The following is an 18,374-nucleotide window of genomic DNA, read 5'->3' as shown; positions in this document are numbered from 1 at the left end:
TCTGTTTTGAGCCTCGGCCGCCCGTCAGGCTGCCTCGGCCATATGGGCCTGCTCCGGTTCCGCGCCATGCTGCTTCAACGGCTTGTTGCCGGTGAGCTTCCGCATCAGCACGTAGAAGACCGGCGTCAGGAAGATGCCGAAGGCGGTGACGCCAATCATGCCGGCGAAGACCGCGATGCCCATCGCCTGGCGCATCTCCGCGCCGGCCCCGGTCGAAAGCACCAGCGGCACCACGCCCATGATGAAGGCGAGCGAGGTCATCAGGATCGGCCGTAGCCGCAGCCGGCTCGCCTCGATCGCAGCCTCGACCGGCGTGCGCCCCTCGAATTCGAGCTCGCGCGCGAATTCGACGATCAGGATCGCGTTCTTCGCCGATAGTCCGACCAGAACCACGAGGCCGATCTGGGTGAAGACGTTGTTGTCGCCGCCCGAATACCAGACGCCAGCCATGGCCGCGAGGAGCCCCATCGGGATGATCAGGATGATCGCGATCGGCAGCGTCAGGCTCTCATACTGGGCCGCCAGCACCAGGAAGACGAGCAGGATCGCGATCGGGAACACCAGCACCGCGGAGTTGCCGGCCAGGATCTCCTGATAGGTCAGCTCGGTCCATTCGAACGCGAAGCCCTTGGGCAGGGTCTCGGCTGCGATCCGCGTCACGGCGTCCTGTGCCTGGCCCGAGGAATAACCCGGGGCAGGGCCGGCATTGATATCGGCGCTGAGGAAGCCGTTGTAGCGCATCGCCCGTTCCGGCCCGGAATCGCTGCGGACGTTCAGCACGGCCGAGAGCGGCACCATCTCCCCCGAGTTCGAGCGGACCTTCAGCTTGCCGATGTCCTCCTGATAGGCGCGGAAGGGCGCATCGGCCTGGACGCGCACCGTGTAGGTGCGGCCGAACTTGTTGAAGTCGTTCACATAGGACGAGCCGAGATAGATCTGCAGCGTCTCGAAGACATCGGTCACGGGTACGCCGAGCTGGCGCGCCTTGGTGCGGTCGATATCGGCATAGAGCTGGGGGACATTGACCTGGAAGCTCGAGAACATGCCGGCGATCTCGGGCGCCGTCGCAGCCTTGGCCATGAAGGCCTTGGTCGCCTCGTCGAGCGCCTTGTAGCCGAGGCCGGCACGGTCCTCGATCTGCAGCTTGAAGCCGCCGATCGTTCCCAGCCCCTGCACGGGCGGCGGCGGGAACATCGCGATGAAGGCGTCCTTGATGCCGGCGAACTCCTTGTTGAGCTGCATGGCGATGGCGTTGCCGGAAAGGGCAGGGTCCTTGCGCTGGTCGAAGGGCTTCAGGCCGACGAAGACGATGCCGGCATTGGACGAGTTGGTGAAGCCATTGATCGACAGGCCGGGGAAGGAGATCGCGTTCTCGACGCCGGGATGCTTCAGCGCGATCTCGTCCATGCGGCGGATCACGTCCTCGGTCCGGTCGAGCGTCGCCGCATCGGGCAATTGCGCGAAGCCGACGAGATACTGCTTGTCCTGTCCGGGCACGAAGCCTGACGGCACGGTCTTGAACAGGACGCCGGTTAGCGCAACGAGGCCGACATAGAGCACCATCATCACCGTCTTGCGGCCGAGGATGCGGCGCACGCCGCCACCATAGGCCTCGGACGAACGATGGAAGAAGCGGTTGAAGCCGCGGAAGAACCAGCCGAAGACGCGATCCATGAAGCGCGTCAGCGCATCCTTGGGGGCGTGGTGGCCCTTCAGCAGCAGCGCGGCCAGCGCCGGCGAGAGCGTCAGCGAGTTGATCGCCGAGATCACCGTCGAGATCGCGATGGTGAGCGCGAACTGCCGGTAGAACTGCCCGGTCAGACCCGAGATGAAGGCCAGCGGCACGAACACGGCCACAAGCACGAGCGCGATAGCGATGATCGGCCCGGAGACCTCGCGCATCGCCTTGTAGGTCGCTTCGCGCGGCTCCAGCCCTTGCTCGATGTTGCGCTCGACATTCTCGACCACGACGATCGCGTCATCGACGACGATGCCGATCGCCAGCACGAGGCCGAACAGTGACAGAGCGTTGATCGAGAAGCCGAAGAGGTACATCACCGCAAACGTGCCGACGACCGAGACGGGCACGGCGACGAGCGGGATGATCGAGGCCCGCCAGGTCTGCAGGAAGACGATAACGACGAGAACGACCAGCGCGATCGCCTCCAGCAGCGTCGTGATCACCGCCTTGATCGAGGCGCGCACGAACTGGGTGGTATCGTAGACGATCGAGTAGTCCACGCCCTCGGGCATGTTCTGCTTGATCTCGCGCATCGTCTCCTGGACGCGGTCGGCGATCGCGATCGCATTCGAGTTCGGTGCCTGGAAGACCGGCACCGCGACGGCCGACTTGCCGTTGAGCAGCGATCGCAGCGCATATTCCGCCGCACCCAGCTCGATCCGCGCGACATCCTTGAGGCGGATCACCGCGCCGCTGGCGACGGTCTTGACGATGATGTCGCCGAACTCCTCCTCGCTCGCGAGGCGGCCCTGGGCGTTGACCGAGAGCTGCAGGTCGAGCCCCGGCCCGCTCGGCGAGGCGCCGATCACGCCGGCCGCGGCCTGGACGTTCTGGGCCCGGATTTCGCGGACGATGTCAGAGGGCGAGAGACCATGCTCGGCGACCTTCTGCGGATCGAGCCAGACGCGCATCGAATAGTCGCCCGAGCCGAAGAGTTGGACCTGGCCGACGCCGTCGATGCGCGCCAGCCGGTCCTTGACGTTGAGGACGGCGTAGTTGCGCAGATAGGTCATGTCGTAACGGCCGTTCGGCGAGGTGATGTGCACCACCATCGTCAGGTCGGGCGAGCTCTTGATGGTGGTGACGCCGAGGCGGCGCACCTCCTCCGGCAGACGCGGCTCGGCCTGGCTGACCCGGTTCTGCACGAGCTGCTGCGCCTTGTCCGGGTCGGTGCCGAGCTTGAAGGTGACGTTCAGCGTCATCACGCCGTCGGTCGTCGCCTGGCTGGACATGTAGAGCATGCCCTCGACGCCGTTGATCTGTTCCTCGATCGGCGTCGCCACCGTCTCGGCGATGACGCGCGGATTGGCGCCGGGGTATTGCGCCCGCACCACCACGGTCGGCGGCACGACCTCGGGATATTCCGAGATCGGTAGGATGCGCAGCGAGATCAGCCCGGCGAGGAAGATCAGGACGGAGAGCACGCCGGCGAAAATCGGCCGGTCAATGAAGAACTTGGACAGGTTCATGACACGCCCCCCTTTGGAGCGGATGTGATTGCATCGGGCGCGCGTCGTCGCGGGCGATCGCTGGGCGGCCCGGGACGACGTCGAATGTGCTTGCGGTCTAGCGTTGTGCGAGTTCGGTCGTCGCCGATCCGCGCTTCAGTTCGGATTTCTCGGCCATCGGCACCGCTTCCGGCGCGACGGTCGCACCGGGGCGAATGCGTTGCAGGCCGTTGACGACGATGCGCTCGCCCGGCTTCAGCCCCGCAGTGACGACGCGAAGCCCCTCATTGGTCGGGCCGAGCGTCACTTCGCGCCAGAGCGCCTTGTTGTCGGCTCCGACCACGAAGACGAACTTCTTGTTCTGGTCGGTGCCGACGGCGCGCTCGTTGATGACGAGGCTCTGCTCGGCCTTGGCTTGCCCCATCTGGACCCTCACGAACTGGCCCGGCAGCAGCTTGCCGTCGGGATTGTCGAGGATGGCCCGCACCCGTACCGTCCCGCTGGCGGCATCGACGTTGTTGTCGACGAAATGCAGCTTGCCGGTGTAGCTCGCAGCCTCGCTTGTGGCTGTCGCCAGCCGGACCGGGATGCGGTCCAGCGCGCGCTCGTTGCCCGGCAGGCTCGCCAGGGCATCGAGCATGGTGCGTTCGTCGGCGTCGAAGGACGCATAGACCGGATCAACGGAAACCAGGGTCGTCAGAAGCGGCGCGGACGCGCCGGCGGCGACGAGGTTGCCTACGGTGACGCCGAGCTTGCCGATGCGTCCACTGATCGGTGCGCGGATCTGGGTGTAGTCGAGGTTCAGCCGCGCCGTCTGGCGGGCGGCCTCGGCGGCGCGCAGATTGGCCTGCGCCTCGCGCAGCGCGTTGAAGCGCGTGTCGAGCTCCCGCTGCGAGACGTTGCGGCTCGCCATCAACTGCTCGCCACGTTCATGCTCGCTTGCCGCCAGGGCGACGCGTGCTTCCGCTGCGAGGACCTGCGCCTGCGTCCGTTCGAACTCGGCGAGATAGGGGGCCTGGTCGATGCCTACCAGAAGGTCGCCACGCTTCACCAGCCCGCCCTCGCGAAAATGCACCGACTCGACGACACCGGAGACGCGCGAGCGCAACTCGACGCGCTCGATCGCCTCGAGCCGGCCGGAGAACTCGGCCCAGTTGACGATCTCGCGCGGCTCGACGGTCGCGACCGAGACAGGCGTCGCCGGCGGCGCGGCCGGGGGCGAGGCGCTCGCATCGCTGTGGGCGCTACTGCCGAACAAGTAGAAGGCGATGGCGAGGGTAGCGAGAGAGGCGCCGGCGGTCAGAGTGCCGCCCAGCAGGCCACGACGATGCATTCCCTGAATCATGGGTTCGTTCCTTGGCTGAGAGAAGTCGGTTGTCGGAAGGCGCTAAAGGCCTTGCGCCTATGAAGGCGCGGTCAGGGCATAGAACTCGGTGACATGGTCGCAGGCGAGGCAGAGGCAGGAGCCGTTCTCCGGCGCATCCGCATAGGCTGCCGGCCAGCGGCTCGCGCCGGGACGGACATAGTGCCGGACCGTCACGCCGGCATCGCGCAGGCGTGTCGCATAACTCGCCACTTCGTCGCGCATCGGGTCGTCATCTGCCGAAAACAGCAGCGCCGGCGGCAGGCCGGCAAGCCGCGAGGCGTTGATCGGAGCCGCGTAGGGGTGGGCGGCCTTGTCGGGCGTACCGAGATAATCGGCCCAGCCATCGGCCCAGCGACAGCCGACCGGGCCGGCATCGGCCGCGCGCAAGGAGCAGGTCCCGACACAGGGGTCGAGCATCGGCGAGAGCAGGATCTGCCCCGCCAGAGTCGGTCCACGGCGGTCCCGCGCCATCAGGGCGAGGGCGGCGGCGATATTGCCGCCCGCCTCCTCGCCCGCGACATAGAGGGGTGCGTGCTTGGCCGCCCAGCGGGAGCGCCCCTTGCCGATCGCAGCGAGCGCCCCATATGCGGCCTCCAGCGCTTCGGGAAACCGATGCGCCGGTGCCAGCGGATAGTCGAGCGAGAGCACGACCGAGCCCGCCTCAGCCAGCATCGTCGCGACGGCCTCGCCTTCCATCAGCGAGCCGCCGGTGAAGGCGCCGCCGTGCAGATGAAGCACCAGCCCGGCATCGGCCGCGATCTCGGCGGGAGCATAGAGCCGCGCTGCCAACGAGCCTGCGCCAGCCGCGATCGTCTCCTGCCGCCAGAAGACGGGGCGGGGACTACGATAGGGCTGAATGGGCGCGGCGAGCATGGTGCAGCCTGTGATGTTGCGATGCAGCGTGATCTAGGTGATAATGATCAGGCAATAAATGGCCGTTTAGTTCATTCATTATTTCCACATGGAAATAATGCGTGGCAGCGATAGCGACCGGGAGGTCCCGGCTTTCATGCCCGGCAGGGTCCCACGGAGGATGGAATGGATCAGCTCAACGCGATGCGCGCCTTCGTCAGGGTGGTCGAGGCCGGGACGTTCTCGCGCGCCGCAGATCTGCTCGACATGCCCAAGCCGACGGTGACCAAGCAGATCCAGCAGCTCGAGGCGCATCTGCGCGCCAAGCTGCTGAACCGGACCACCCGCCGCGTCACGGTGACGATGGACGGCGCCGCCTATTATGAGCGGGCGCTGCGTGTGCTCGGAGAGATCGACGAGCTCGATGCCAGCATGGCCCTGTCGCAAGCCCGCCCGAGCGGGCGGTTGCGTGTCGAGAGCAGCGCGGCGCTCGCGGTCGCGGTCGTCATCCCGGCTCTGCCGGATTTCCACGCGCGCTATCCAGAGATCCAGGTCGATTTCGGGCTGAGCGACCGGCCGACCGATTTGCTCGGCGAGAACGTCGATTGCGCCTTGCGCGCCGGAGAGATCGGTGACCAGAGCCTGATCGCCCGACGCATCGGCGAGATGTACCTCATCACCTGCGCGACGCCGGACTATCTCGCGCGGCATGGCACTCCGCTGCACCCGAGCGATCTGGAGGCGGGGCATCGCATCGTCGGCTACCGCTATGCCGCCGCCGGTCGGGTTCTGCCCTTCACCTATGTCAATGGCGAGGAAAGCGTCGAAGTGAAGAGCGACTACGTCGTCTCGTTCAACGAGGGGGCGGGCTATGTCGCGGCCGCGCTGGCCGGTCTCGGCGTCATCCAGGTGCCGAGCTTCATGGTCCAGGAACATATCGCGGCGGGGCGCCTCGTGCCGCTGCTGACGAGCTGGTGTTCGGCGCCCAAGCCGCTGCACCTCGTCTATCCGCCGAACCGCCACCTCTCCAACAAGGTCCGCGTCTTCGTCGACTGGCTGGCCGAGCTCTTTGCCGGGGACGACAAGATCCAGCGCAAGTCGACACTGAAGCTGCTCGGCCGGGAGGATTGCGAGGTCGCTCGGGCCATGCAGTGAGGGGAGTGGCCAAGGCGGCGCAGGAATCCAGAAAGAAAAAGGCGGCCCTTAGGCCGCCTTCTTTCCCGCGTCGAACGGGACTTCGATGTCCACCGCCAGTGTCGAGACCTTGGCGCCGCGTTCCATGCGGACGCTGACCTTCTCGTCGTCGACCTGCATGTGCTTGGAGATCGCACGCAGGATCTCGTCCCGCAGCTTGGTCACCAGGTCGGAATCGCCGACCGAGGCGCGCTCATGGGCGAGCAGGACCTGCAGGCGCTCGCGGGCGGCCGGAGCCGATTGGGAGCGGGAGAAAAGACGGAGCAGGTTCATGCCGCTTTCCTTCCGAACATCTTGCCGAAGAAGCCCCGGCGCTCGCCCGGGACGGTGACGGGCAGGGTCTCGCCCCGCAGCCGGCGGGCCGCGTCGAAATAGGCAACGGCCGGCGCACTGCGCTCATCCGCCAGGGTGACGGGGGAGCCGAGATTGGAGGCGCGCAGCACGTCCATGCTTTCCGGAACGATGCCCAGCAGCGGGATCGACAGGATCTCGAGGACGTCATCGACTTTCAGCATGTCGCCGCGCTCGGCGCGGGCGGGGTCGTAGCGCGTCAGCAGCAGGTGTTTCTCCATCCGCTCGCCCTGCTCGGCCTTGAGCGTCTTGGAATCGAGCAGGCCGATGATGCGGTCGGAATCGCGCACCGAGGAGACTTCCGGGTTGGTCACCACGATCGCTACGTCGGCATGGCGCATCGCCAGCGTCGCGCCGCGCTCGATGCCGGCCGGGCTGTCGCAGATCACCCAGTCGAAGGACTGCTTCAACGCGCCGATCACCGCCGCGACGCCCTCGGCCGTCAGGTTGTCCTTGTCGCGCGTCTGCGAGGCCGGCAGCAGATAGAGGCTTTCGAGCCGCTTATCGCGGATCAGCGCCTGGGTCAGCTTGGCTTCGCCTTGAATGACGTTGACGAGGTCGTAGACCACCCGCCGTTCCGCGCCCATGATCAGGTCGAGATTGCGCAGCCCGACGTCGAAATCGACGACCACGACTTTCTCGCCGTTTTGCGCCAGAGCCGCTCCCAGCGCGGCTGAAGACGTCGTCTTTCCGACGCCGCCCTTTCCTGACGTAACTACGATGACCTTGCCCATTGCTCTCTCCCGTTTGGATGGACGCGCCGTCGGATCAGGCGAGTGATGCGGTTTTGAAGGTTTCGCCTTCCAGCCAGAACTGGACGGCCGTGCCGCGCAGGCCGGGCTCCAGGTCCTCGGCCGTCTTGTAGTAGCCGTCGATGGCGATCAGCTCGGCTTCGAGCTTGCGGCAGAAGATGCGCGCCGCCGCGTTGCCCATCGTGCCGGCCATCGCCCGGCCTCGCAGCGTGCCGTAGATGTGGATCGACCCGCCGGCGATGACTTCCGCGCCGGATGCGACCGATCCGAGGATCGTCACGTCGCCTTCGGTGAAGATCAGGGACTGGCCGGAACGCACCGGCTCGGTCACGACGATCGAGGGAGCGGCCTTGGTCTGCGGCACCACGACTGGCGCGACGGATTCGGCCATGGCGGGCGCCTGGGTCGTAGCCTTGGGCTCTTCGGCCACGGTCGGCGCCTCGAAGTCCGAGGCGGGGCGCCCGTCGGACATCGCCGGCGGCAGATCCGCGTCGAGCAGCGAGGGGCGCGCGCCTTCGATGCCCATGATCCTGACCTGGCGCTCGCCGAGCATGTCGACGAGGTCGCGCAACTGCGTGCGGTCGATCTCCAGCCCGGTGACGTCGAGCACGACCGGTCGCCGCATGAAGAATCCCGTCGAGCGGGACGCCAGATCGTCGAGCCGCGCCAGCCAGTCCTCGAAGGGCAACTCCGGGGTCAGCGAGATCGCAAGGAAGCTGCGCCCCTTGAGGCGAATAGGCCGAGATTGCGTTAACACGTTGGTCATCTTGATGAATTTTCAGTTGATTCTGTGTAGGCCGACATGGTTAACGGCTGGTAAATTTCGGGCTCCGATCTGTGGATTGGGCATCGATCTGGAAGCTGGTAACGACCGACGCAACGTGCCCGGACATGGCTGTTGGCAACTATGCGCGGGCCTTCGCGCACCGATCGTCGTGGCGACGTTGCCTCAAGATTCTTGCGCAATTGCACCGTCATCGCGGGCCTGCGCCGGGATGACGTGACGCCTCGGCGAGGCCTCGGCGCGCTGCCGGAATCGGTTTTGACGAAATGCGTCGGCTCTCAACCCTCGCCGACATATCTCCGGCGCAGATGCGTTTTGAACACACTCGCATCGAGCGGGCGGCCTGTCGCCTGCGTCAGCAGGGCGTCTGTCTCAAGCAGCGAGCCCTGGCTGTGAATGTTTGTGCGCAGCCAGCCGAGCAGGGCAGAGAAGTCGCCGCGGCCGATCGCCGGCAGGATGTCGGGCTCCGCCTTGCAGGCCGAATCGAAGATCTGAGCCGCGGTCATGGCGCCGAGCGTGTAGGTCGGGAAGTAACCCCATCCGCCGCTTGGCCAATGCACGTCCTGAAGGCAGCCGAGCCGGTCGTCGGGGACGTTCACGCCAAGCAGGTCGCGCATGCCGGCATTCCAGGCGGTGGGCAGCTCTACGAGCGGCATCTCGTCCGCGATCAGCGCCTTCTCCAGCCGGTAGCGCAGGATGACATGGGCGGGGTAGGTCACCTCGTCGGCATCGACGCGGATGAAACCTGGCTCGACCCTGGTGTAGCGCCGCCATAGCGCTTCGGTCTCCCAGGCCGGGCCGGAGCCGCCGAAGGTCTCGCGCATCAGCGGCGCGGCGAAGGCGATGAACTCCTTCGAGCGGCAGGCCTGCATCTCGACCAGCAGGGACTGGCTTTCATGCAGGCTCATGCCGCGCGCGGCGCCGACGGGCTGGTTCAGGAAGCCCTGCGGCCGGCCCTGCTCGTAGAGCGCATGGCCGGTCTCGTGCAGCACGCCCATCAGCGCCTTGGCGAAGTCACCCTCGTCATAGCGGGTGGTGATGCGGACATCGTTGTCCGCACCGCCGCAGAAGGGATGGGTCGAGACGTCGAGGCGGCCGCGCTCGAAATCATAGCCCAGCGCTGCCATCATTCTGAGGCCGAGCGCGCGCTGCTTCTCGATCGCGAAGGGGCCCTGCGGGTCGGCCACCTGCGGCCGCTTGGCCTGCACCGCCTGTACCTCCCGCAGGAAGCCCGGAAGGAAGCCGGCGAGGTCGTCGAACAGCGCGTCGATCTTGGCCGCGCGCCCGCCCGGCTCGTAGTCGTTCAGCAGCGCGTCGTAGGACGAGAGGCCGAGTTTCTCGCCCTTCGCCTGGCCGATCTGACGCTGCAGGTTCAGGACCTCAGCGAGATAGGGCAGGAGCCCGGCGAAGTCGGCCTCGGCGCGCGCTTGCCGCCAGCGCATCTCGCAGGCCGAGATCGCCTTGCTCGACGCCTCGACGAGGTCGGCCGGTAGCGCCGTCTCGACCGTCCAGAGCCGCCGGATCTCGCGCAGATTGGCGCGCTCCCAGCCGCCGAGCCCGTCATCGCCCTCGGCCGCATCGAGCCAGTCGCCGATACGCGCATCGGTGGTCATGCCGTGATGCATCACCCGCAGCAGCGCCATGCTCTCGGCCCGCGAAGCGGCGGCTCCCTTCGGCATCATCACGTCGTTGTCCCATTGCAGGATGCCGACGGCGTTGCCGAGCGCCGAGGCGCGGGCAAAATGGGCGGAAAGCTCGGAATAGGCGGTCATGCAGAACGACTCCGTTTCGTCTCTCAGCCGCCGGCCCAGAGCGTCACGAGCCAGCTGGCGATGGGGAAGCTCAAGGCCGCCAGCGCAGTCGAAGCGACGACGGCAAGCGCGATGACGCGCGCATCACCTCCGGCACGCTCGGCGAGCACGAAGACATTGGCGGCGACCGGCAGCGCCGAATAGAGCACGCCGGCCTTAACCCAGAAAGGGTCGAGCCTGAGCACATAGGCCATGATCACGAACACGATCAGCGGATGCAGGATCAGCTTGCCTGCGACCAGCGGCAGCACCGATCGGATCGGCCAGCCGCCGCGGCTCCATTGCCTTGTGGCCAGGCCCAGCGCGAAGATGCCTGCGGGCGCCGCAGCCGGACCGAGGAAGCCGAGGAAGCGATCGATCGGCTCCGGAATCGTGATCTGCGCGAGGGATAGGCCGACGCCGCCCAGGATCGACAGCATGAACGGGTTGATCAGGGTACCGCGAACGAGCTTCCAGGCACTGGTGGCGAGCGTGCCGTCGCCCCGTCCCGCCTCCAGCAGCCCATAGGCGAAGGGCAGCACCACGGCGCCGTCGATGATCAGGGCGATGGCGATCGGCCCGGCCGCGGCCTCGCCGAGAAAGGTCAGCATCAGCGGCACGCCGAGGAAGGTGAAGTTGCACGCGATGAGGGCCTGGCCGCGCGAAACCGCGTCGAGATATGGCAGTCGCAGGACCTTGCGAGCGATCACGAGCCCGATCACCAGGACGATGACGGCGATCGCCGAGATCGCGCCGAAGAACACCATGTTCCAAAGTTCGGCGAGCGGCTGGCGCGCGATCACGCGCAGGATCATGGCCGGCGCCGCCACGAAGAAGGCGAAGACGTTGAGGATTCGGATGGCTTCGGGACCGAGACCCATTCGGCCGGACATCAGCGCGCCGAAGGCGATCACCGCGAAGAACGGCGTCGAGGTCGCTATGAACTGGAGCATGATATGGCAGGCGGCCCTAGAGCATCGGCCCGGGAAGAGGAGCGCGGTTTTCGGACAAAGCCGATGCGAAATCAAAAGCCTCGATCACCGGCTCGAACTTGATTCCCGGTCCGGTGATCGAGGGTGGTCTTCGGCTCAGCTGAACAGCTCCTTGTACTGCCTCGGCTGCGAACGCAGGAACTGAGGCGCCGCTTTGACACGGGCGCCGAGCTGAGCCGCCGCATGCCAGGGCCAGCGCGGGTCGAACAGGATGCCGCGCGCGATGCCGACCATGTCGGCGTCGCCGGTGCTGATGATCGCCTCGGCCTGCTCGGCCTCGGTGATCAGCCCGACTGCGATGGTCGGCAAACCCGTCGCCTGCTTCACGGCCCGCGCCAGCGGAACCTGATAGTTCGGGCCCAGCGGGATCTGCTGCTTGGTCGAATTGCCGCCGCTGGAGACGTGGACGAAGTCGGCGCCGCGCTCCTTGGTTTCGGTCGCGAAGGCGATCGTCTGCTCGATATCCCAGCCGCCAGCGACCCAATCGGTGCCCGAGACGCGCATCCCGACCGGGTAGCCCGCCGGCACGACAGCCTTCACGGCGTCGAGCACGGCGAGCGGGAAGCGCATCCGGTTCTCCAGTGAGCCGCCATATTCGTCCTCACGCCGGTTCGAGAGCGGCGAGAGGAACTGGTGCAGCAGGTAGCCATGGGCGCCGTGGAGCTCGATCATGTCGAGCCCGAGCCGGACGCTGCGCCGGGCCGCGGCTGCGAAGGCGTCAACCAGCCGGGCGATGTCGTCCTTGCCGAGCGACTGCGGCGCACGCGGATAGCTCTCGAAGCCGGCGGAGGAGGGGCCGAAGACCTCCCAGCCACCCTGTTCGAGTCCGAGCTGGCCGCCGCCCTTCCAGGGTTGGTCGACCGAGGCCTTGCGGCCGGCATGGGCGAGTTGGATGCCGATCGGCATGTCCGACCACTTCCTGACCGAGCGGAGCACGCCCGCCAGTGCGGCCTCGTTCTCGTCCGACCACAGCCCGACATCGAAGGGGCTGATCCGTCCGGCCGGCTCGACCGCGGTCGCTTCGATGATCAGGAGGCCGGCGCCCGAGAGGGCCAGGTTGCCGAGGTGGATCGTGTGCCAGTCGCTCATATTGCCGTCCTGCGCCGAATACTGGCACATCGGCGCGATGACGATGCGGTTGGCGAGCGAAAGATCGCCGAGCTTGTAGGGGCTGAAGAGCAGGCTCATGGAAGGGAGGTCCTGATGGTGCAATGGCCGCGGTTGGCCGTGTGATGCAACAACTCTAACGCCCGCGAGATGCGGCTGGCCATGCGCAGTAGCGCGGGTGGCGTGCGCCACGGATGCAGGGGCGCCGCTGAACTTCACTCGCGTGAACGGGGTTCGAGCCAGCCGCGATAATGCGTGAGCAGGCCGATTCCGGGCAAAGACAGGCGTATATCGAAGCGAAAGCGCCCGATATCGTCGACATATTCGCGTGCTTCGGATCGCGGCAGGACGAAGCGCGGCAGCGGGATGCCGAAGCATCGCGCAGACGTGATCGGCAGGGCGAGACCGCCATCGCGCGCCGCCAGGCCCAGCGTGAAGCGGATCGGCCCGAACCTCTCCTGAAGTTCGCCCAGCGCGTTCGCCGAGAGTTGCGACGAAAAGCGCCTGCCGCTGAAATTCCGTGTCCAGACCTCCGCCTTGCCGCCTCTGTCGGCAATACGGTCGATGCTGAAGGTGATCGGCACGTCGTGGCCGGCTGGCGGCAGGCCGATGACCCGTCGTGCCAGCCTGGCGAGCGGATGCGTGCCAGTCTCCACCGAAGCCCGGCCCTGCCAGACCGGCGGCCCCGCCGCGCCGTGCAAAGCAGCGAGTGGCGCGGGCAGCGCCGTAAAGCTCGCCGCATCGAGCGCATCGCGGAAGACGGCCTCGCCGTGCGCGTTGTGCTCGCATCGCGTCGTGATCGCATAGGGCGCCATTTCGGCTTCGATCTCGGCCAGGGTCAGGGAGCCGGCGGCCGATCTGGCGCCGGGCGCGAGCCGGCCGTCGAGCAATGCGCGCAGGGCCGCGGCGGCCGGCAGCGTCGGCACATGAGGCCCATCACCTCGCTCTGCGAGCAGCGACCAGCGTGCTTGCCGCAATGCGCCGGCCGTATCGAGCCCGGTGACGGCGACCAGCATGCCGCCGCGATCGGAGGTCGGCAGGCGAGAGATCCGGCGCAGGGAGAGAAGGGCCGGGATCAGCGCACGGGCATCGCCAACCACGCCGGCACGGCGCAGCCATGCCAGCGCCATGACAGCATATTGCTCGATCGGCGACTCCAGCCCAGCCCGGAACGACACGCGTGAACCGACGCGCAACGCCGGCCCCAGGCTTTGCGCATCCACCGTCTCGACGGCCGCGGTCCGCCGCATTCCAAGCCCTGGCATCGCGACCCGCTCTGCGTCGAGCCAACCATGGACCTGCTGCAATTCGCCCTCGCGCCATACAGGGATCGGCCGGCCGGCATAGGACAGGATCGCCGCGATGACCGCCCGCCCGACCTCGCTGCGCCCGCCGGGCGTGATCGCGATGTCGATGCTGTCGATGCGCTGCCAGCTCTCCGTGAGGGCAGTGACGACTGCGGCCGAAAGCGCTGGCGTTGAGCTCGCCCCAGCGAGCGCCACGAGACCGCGTTCCCGTGCGAGCGCATCGAGCGCCGCGCCGTAGCCCAGGATGTAGTCGCGCGCGTCGGCGAGGTCGACGACATGGGCGCCTGCCATCAATGCTGCGCGCGGCACCTCGTAGCCGGCATCCTGGAACGGGCCGGATGCGTCGATCACCAGCCAGGGCGCCAGTGCGCCTAGTTGGACATCGAGATTGCGGCGATTGTCGAAGCGGATACCGCCGATCGTGGTCTCCGGCACGGCGGCGATCCCGGCGGCAATCTGCTTGGCCTTGTTCTCATCGCGCGAGGTGAGCAGGAGGTCGAGCCCGGCGATCCGGCCGAGATGGGTAGCAAGCCGGCGCCCAAACACACCGGAGCCGCCGATCAGCAGGACGCGGCGCCTGACCGTCACGCCGTACCTGGCAAGCTAAAGCGATGGCGCTGGCTGGGGTCTGGCATCTCGCAGGCGCTCTTCTGGCCGAACAGCCGGTACCGGTTGCGCGCGATGCGGTCATAGAGCCAGTCGCGGATCGAGCGCGGCAGCCAGCGGCCAAGCAATAGCACCCGCGCCGGCCCATTGAGATGCCGCAGCAGGGCCAGCACGCCGTCCGACTTGCCGAGCGCCTTGCCGTTCTCGATGAACAGGAAGCTCTCCGGATCCTCCGGGTCGATGCCGTGCAACTCGGCGAGGGTGCGCCCCTCCCGCGACTGGATCGCCACGAAGCGGATCAAATGGTCGCGCTCGTGTTTCAGCGTGTAATGCACACCGCCGGAGCAGAGCACGCAGACCCCGTCATAGAGCCAGATCGGCGTGTGGCTCATGAGTGCTGGTCCCTGTAGTCACCGCTCTGGTGCAGCAATTCGCCGAACAGCGGGTGCTGCAGAGCCAGCGAGAAGGTGAAGGCGCCCGGGCTGGTCTCGCGATGGGTCACCGTCAGTGCGCCCGGCGCGAGCCAGGATGGGATGGGCAGGCGCAGGCGGCCGAGCCTGAACGTGTAGCCGGCGCTGCGGAAGACCAAGGCCCCGTCTTCGGCCCCGAGCCGCAGCGCCATGGCGATGCCGAGGCCGATATACTCCTCGAGCCCGGTTGGTCCCGCGAAGCGCTTGGCTGAATGGATGACCTGCGGAAAGCCGCCGCGCCTGGCGTAGAGCCGGGTCCAGACCTGCCCGCCGCACTGCGCATCCTCGGTAACGGTGACGATGCTTGCGGCGTCGGTGTCGAGGCAGATCGGCAGGGGGGCGCCGATCAGGCGCAGTGCCTGGGCGAGAATGCGGCCCGCCCGGTTCATCCTGAGTTCGGTGATGCGCCCGACATAGGTCGCTGCCGCGCTGCCGCTCAACCGCTTCGAGAACCGGCGGCGGACATCGCCGGGCAGCGTCTCCCAGCGTTCCGCGCCAAGCAGTGTGCGAAAGCGCAGGTCGGTGACACTGTCCTCACGGGGAGGGGCTATGGGATGCGGCCGTTCGCGTGGTTGGGCAGCCATCGTCGTTCACTCGATCAGGAGGTCGCAAAGCGCCGTCTCAGCCCTTCCCTCCGGGCAGGAAGGAGGCGATCTTCGCCCCGAGGCGGATGAGCATGTCGCGCTTGCCCGTGGGGATCGAGAGCATCTGCCCGTACCAGCGGTCGAGCGCGGCGGTGAAGTCGAGCATGTCGTGCAGCCTCTGCCGCGCCACCGCGCTCACCTTGGGATCCTTATCGGCTGCCTCGATGCAACTCCGCAGTGCTGCCAGCGCTGGGTCGATCTCTCGTTGCTTGCGCCCGGCCGCGATCCGAGCCGCAATCTCCCAGACATTGGTCTCGGCCTCGAAATGGTCGCGCCGGTCGTGCCGCATCGGCACCCGCCGGATCAGGTTCCAGGCCAGCAACTCCTTGAGCGAGTTGGAAACATTGGAGCGCGCCATGTCGAGGCTCTCGGCGATCTCCTCGGCGATCATCGGCCGCTCCGCCAGATAGAGGAAGGCGTGGATCTGGCTGATCGAGCGGTTGACGCCCCACTGCCCGCCGAGATCGCCCCATTGCAGGACGAAGGTCTCCAGCGGTGCCGGCAATCGGTCTTTTGTGTCTGTTATTTCTGTCATGACAGAAATTTAAGACATAAGCGCCTGATGTGCAAGGGCGGTGATTGGGGCGCTGGCCCCCGCTTCACTCTGCTGATTTGATATAGGGCAGGCGCACGTTCTGCTCGGCGAAGGTCGAGCGACCAGCCTGCTGCCGCTTCTTGATCTCGGCGCGTGCCACGGTGCGCAGATGCACCTCGTCCGGCCCGTCGATGAAGCGCAGCGCCCGGCCCCAGGAGTAGATGAAGGCGAGGGGGGTGTCGTTGGAGAGGCCGGCTGCCCCGAAGACCTGCATCGCCCGGTCGGCGATCTTCGTCTGCAGCCGCGCCGCCACAACCTTGATCGAGGAGACCTCGACGCGGGCGGCTTTGTTGCCGTGCTTGTCCATCATCCAGGCGGCGCGCAGGCAGAGCAGCCGGGCCTGGTCGATCTCCATGCGCGCTTCGGCAATCCAGTCCTGCACATTCGCAAATTCGGCGAGGTTGCGGCTGAAGGCCTTCCGCTGCAGGGCCCGTTCCACCATCAGCTCCAGCGCCACTTCGCATTGCCCGATGGTGCGCATGCAGTGGTGGATGCGCCCCGGCCCGAGCCGCGCCTGCGCCAGCGCGAAGCCGGCGCCTTCCTCGCCGAGGATGTTCGCGGCCGGCACGCGGACATGGTCGAAATCGGTCTCGGTGTGGCCTTCGGGCGAATGGTGGTTGAGCAGCGGAAGATTCCGCATCACGGTCACGCCCGGCGCGCCCATCGGCACGATCACCATCGAATGGCGCTTGTGCGGGTCGGCGTCGGGGCGGGTATCGGACAGGCCCATCACGATGCAGAACTTGACGTTGGGATGCAGTGCGCCGGTCGTCCACCATTTCCGGCCGGTGATGACGTAGTCGGCGCCGTCGCGGGTGATCGTCGTCTGCAGATTGGTCGGGTCGGACGAGGCGACGCCGGGCTCGGTGATGCCGACGCAGGAGCGGATCTCGCCGTTCATAAGCGGTACGAGCCAGCGCTCGCGCTGCTCCGGCGTCGCGAACATGTGCAGGATTTCCATGTTCCCGGTGTCGGGCGCGTTGCAGTTGAACACCTCCGACGACCAGTAGATCCGGCCCATAATCTCGGCCAGCGGCGCATATTCGAGATTGGAGAGCCGCGTGCCCGGCTCCTCCGGCTTGAGTGCCGGCAGGAAAAGGTTCCACAGCCCTTCGGCCTTGGCCTTGGCTTTCAGACCGTCGATTAGCGCCATCGGATAGCGCCCGGCCTCGACCTCCTCGCGCCAGCTCGCATCGGCCGGCTGGACATGGTCGTCCATGAAGACCTGCAGCCGGGTGCGGAGCTCCTCGACCTTGGCGGAATAGGCGAAATCCATGGTGTCGTCCTTCAGTCGCGGCCGTCGATCACGGCCTCTGCCCGCAGCGCGAAACTCTCTGCCATCTCGCCCACGGCGACGGCATTCTCCGCGGCTGCGTTGCCGGCCTTCGCCCGTGCCGCAATGCCGTCGAGGATGACGGCGAAACGCAGCAGCGAGAAGGCGAGGTGGAAGCGACCAGGTCCCTTGCGACCGGCCGCGGTGCAATAGCGCTCAAGATACTCGGCCTGCGTCGGGATGCCGAGGTCTTGGCGGTCGAGTCCGACGATGCCGGCGTACATCTGCGGCGTCGAATGCCAGGGCAGGCACGAGAAGGCGGCGTCGGAGAGCGGGTGCCCGAGTGTCGACAGCTCCCAGTCGAGCACTGCCACGACACGCGGCTCATCCGGAGCGAACATCAGGTTGCCCAGGCGGAAATCGCCATGGACGATGGTGGTTTCCGGGCTTTCGTCGAGATTGGCCGTGAGCCAGTCGAAGACGCGATCTACCGCGGCGATCTCGCGCGTCTTCGTTTCCTGCCACTGCCGGCCCCAGCGCGCGATCTGGCGGGCATAGTAGTTTCCGGGCTTGCCGAAATCGGCGAGCCCGGCCGCCTGCCAGTCGAAGCCGTGCAGCGCCGCAAGCGTCTCGGCCATCGCCAAATACATGGCGCGGCGTTGTTCAGGCGTTACTCCGGGGAGGGCGGTGTCGTGGAAGACGCGGCCGTCCAGCCGCTCCATCAGATAGAAGGGCGTGCCGACGATGTCCTCGGCCTCATGGAACAGCACGACCGGCGGCACCGGCACCGCCGATCCAGCCAGCGCCTTCAGGATTCGGTACTCGCGATCGACCGCATGCGCCGATGGCAGGAGCGGTCCCGGCGGCTTCTTGCGCAGCACGAGCCGCGTGCCGGCGTCGGGATAGGACAGGAAGAAGGTCGGGTTCGATTGCCCGCCGCTGATCCGCTCCAGCACCATCGGCCCAGCTGCGCGGCCGGGCAGGGCGGAGCGCAGGAAGGCATCGAGGCGGGCGGGGTCGAACTCGAGGGCGGTGGAGGCTTGGCCGGCGGACATGGGTCGCATCATCATTGGCTGTGGCGCACGGGTCAACGTTATGAATC

16 protein-coding genes are annotated in these 18,374 nt (G+C 67.0%); 1 reads left to right on the top strand and 15 read right to left on the bottom strand.

Features of this window, described 5'->3' with window-relative positions:
- Window positions 1-24: 24 nt before the first annotated feature.
- The 3 genes from VGN82_RS16865 to VGN82_RS16855 all read right to left on the bottom strand — a co-directional run bounded on the left by VGN82_RS16865 (window position 25) and on the right by VGN82_RS16855 (window position 5,428).
- Entirely contained in the window at window positions 25-3,210 is a 3,186-nt protein-coding gene (locus VGN82_RS16865; RefSeq protein ID WP_327528199.1) for an efflux RND transporter permease subunit, read from the bottom strand.
- Between the two features lie 97 nt (window positions 3,211-3,307).
- A complete protein-coding gene (locus VGN82_RS16860) occupies window positions 3,308-4,534 on the bottom strand; it encodes an efflux RND transporter periplasmic adaptor subunit (RefSeq protein WP_327528198.1) in 1,227 nt (408 codons plus the stop codon).
- Window positions 4,535-4,591: 57 nt separating this feature from the next.
- Window positions 4,592-5,428, bottom strand: a complete 837-nt coding sequence (locus VGN82_RS16855) for an alpha/beta hydrolase (protein ID WP_327528197.1) — start codon at window positions 5,426-5,428, stop codon at window positions 4,592-4,594.
- Window positions 5,429-5,593: 165 nt separating this feature from the next.
- On the opposite strand from VGN82_RS16855, the gene VGN82_RS16850 reads away from it, so the two are divergent.
- Window positions 5,594-6,562 (top strand): LysR family transcriptional regulator, encoded by a 969-nt coding sequence (locus tag VGN82_RS16850; RefSeq protein ID WP_327528196.1) that lies wholly within the window; start codon window positions 5,594-5,596, stop codon window positions 6,560-6,562.
- Between the two features lie 48 nt (window positions 6,563-6,610).
- Here the strand turns inward: VGN82_RS16850 and minE are convergent, their stop codons facing one another.
- From minE to VGN82_RS16790, 12 genes are all read right to left on the bottom strand, one after another.
- Complete coding sequence (gene minE, locus VGN82_RS16845) at window positions 6,611-6,874, bottom strand: cell division topological specificity factor MinE (protein WP_327528195.1); 264 nt, start codon at window positions 6,872-6,874, stop codon at window positions 6,611-6,613.
- Window positions 6,871-7,686 (bottom strand): septum site-determining protein MinD, encoded by an 816-nt coding sequence (gene minD / locus VGN82_RS16840; protein WP_327528194.1) that lies wholly within the window; start codon window positions 7,684-7,686, stop codon window positions 6,871-6,873. Before minD ends, minE begins: the two co-directional genes overlap by 4 nt.
- Window positions 7,687-7,720: 34 nt before the next feature.
- Entirely contained in the window at window positions 7,721-8,470 is a 750-nt protein-coding gene (gene minC, locus VGN82_RS16835; RefSeq protein ID WP_327528193.1) for a septum site-determining protein MinC, read from the bottom strand.
- A gap of 296 nt (window positions 8,471-8,766) precedes the next feature.
- Complete coding sequence (locus VGN82_RS16830) at window positions 8,767-10,260, bottom strand: carboxypeptidase M32 (protein WP_327528192.1); 1,494 nt, start codon at window positions 10,258-10,260, stop codon at window positions 8,767-8,769.
- Between the two features lie 23 nt (window positions 10,261-10,283).
- Window positions 10,284-11,231, bottom strand: coding sequence for an AEC family transporter (locus VGN82_RS16825; RefSeq protein ID WP_327528191.1), 948 nt, complete (start codon window positions 11,229-11,231; stop codon window positions 10,284-10,286).
- Window positions 11,232-11,366: 135 nt separating this feature from the next.
- Window positions 11,367-12,458, bottom strand: a complete 1,092-nt coding sequence (locus VGN82_RS16820; RefSeq protein WP_327528190.1) for an NADH:flavin oxidoreductase/NADH oxidase — start codon at window positions 12,456-12,458, stop codon at window positions 11,367-11,369.
- A 134-nt stretch (window positions 12,459-12,592) separates the two neighbouring features.
- Complete coding sequence (locus VGN82_RS16815; RefSeq protein ID WP_327528189.1) at window positions 12,593-14,272, bottom strand: SDR family oxidoreductase; 1,680 nt, start codon at window positions 14,270-14,272, stop codon at window positions 12,593-12,595.
- The gene (locus VGN82_RS16810) at window positions 14,269-14,682 is read right to left on the bottom strand and encodes a thiol-disulfide oxidoreductase DCC family protein (RefSeq protein ID WP_327528188.1); all 414 of its coding nucleotides are present in this window, start codon (window positions 14,680-14,682) and stop codon (window positions 14,269-14,271) included. The genes VGN82_RS16815 and VGN82_RS16810 overlap by 4 nt, the downstream gene beginning before the upstream one ends.
- Window positions 14,679-15,344 carry a DUF4166 domain-containing protein gene (locus tag VGN82_RS16805; RefSeq protein WP_327528187.1) on the bottom strand — a complete coding sequence of 222 codons (666 nt, stop codon included), beginning with the start codon at window positions 15,342-15,344 and terminating at the stop codon, window positions 14,679-14,681. The genes VGN82_RS16810 and VGN82_RS16805 overlap by 4 nt, the downstream gene beginning before the upstream one ends.
- A 37-nt stretch (window positions 15,345-15,381) precedes the next feature.
- Window positions 15,382-15,939 (bottom strand): GbsR/MarR family transcriptional regulator, encoded by a 558-nt coding sequence (locus tag VGN82_RS16800; RefSeq protein WP_327528186.1) that lies wholly within the window; start codon window positions 15,937-15,939, stop codon window positions 15,382-15,384.
- A 64-nt stretch (window positions 15,940-16,003) separates the two neighbouring features.
- On the bottom strand, window positions 16,004-17,275 hold the full coding sequence (locus VGN82_RS16795) for an acyl-CoA dehydrogenase family protein (RefSeq protein ID WP_327528185.1): 1,272 nt from the start codon (window positions 17,273-17,275) through the stop codon (window positions 16,004-16,006).
- 11 nt (window positions 17,276-17,286) lie between these two features.
- Window positions 17,287-18,327 (bottom strand): phosphotransferase family protein, encoded by a 1,041-nt coding sequence (locus VGN82_RS16790; RefSeq protein WP_327528184.1) that lies wholly within the window; start codon window positions 18,325-18,327, stop codon window positions 17,287-17,289.
- Between the last annotated feature and the right edge of the window lie 47 nt (window positions 18,328-18,374).

The sequence above is a fragment of the Allobosea sp. genome (assembly GCF_035999205.1).
Lineage (GTDB): Bacteria > Pseudomonadota > Alphaproteobacteria > Rhizobiales > Beijerinckiaceae > Allobosea.
This window is presented reverse-complemented; position numbering and strand designations above follow the sequence as displayed.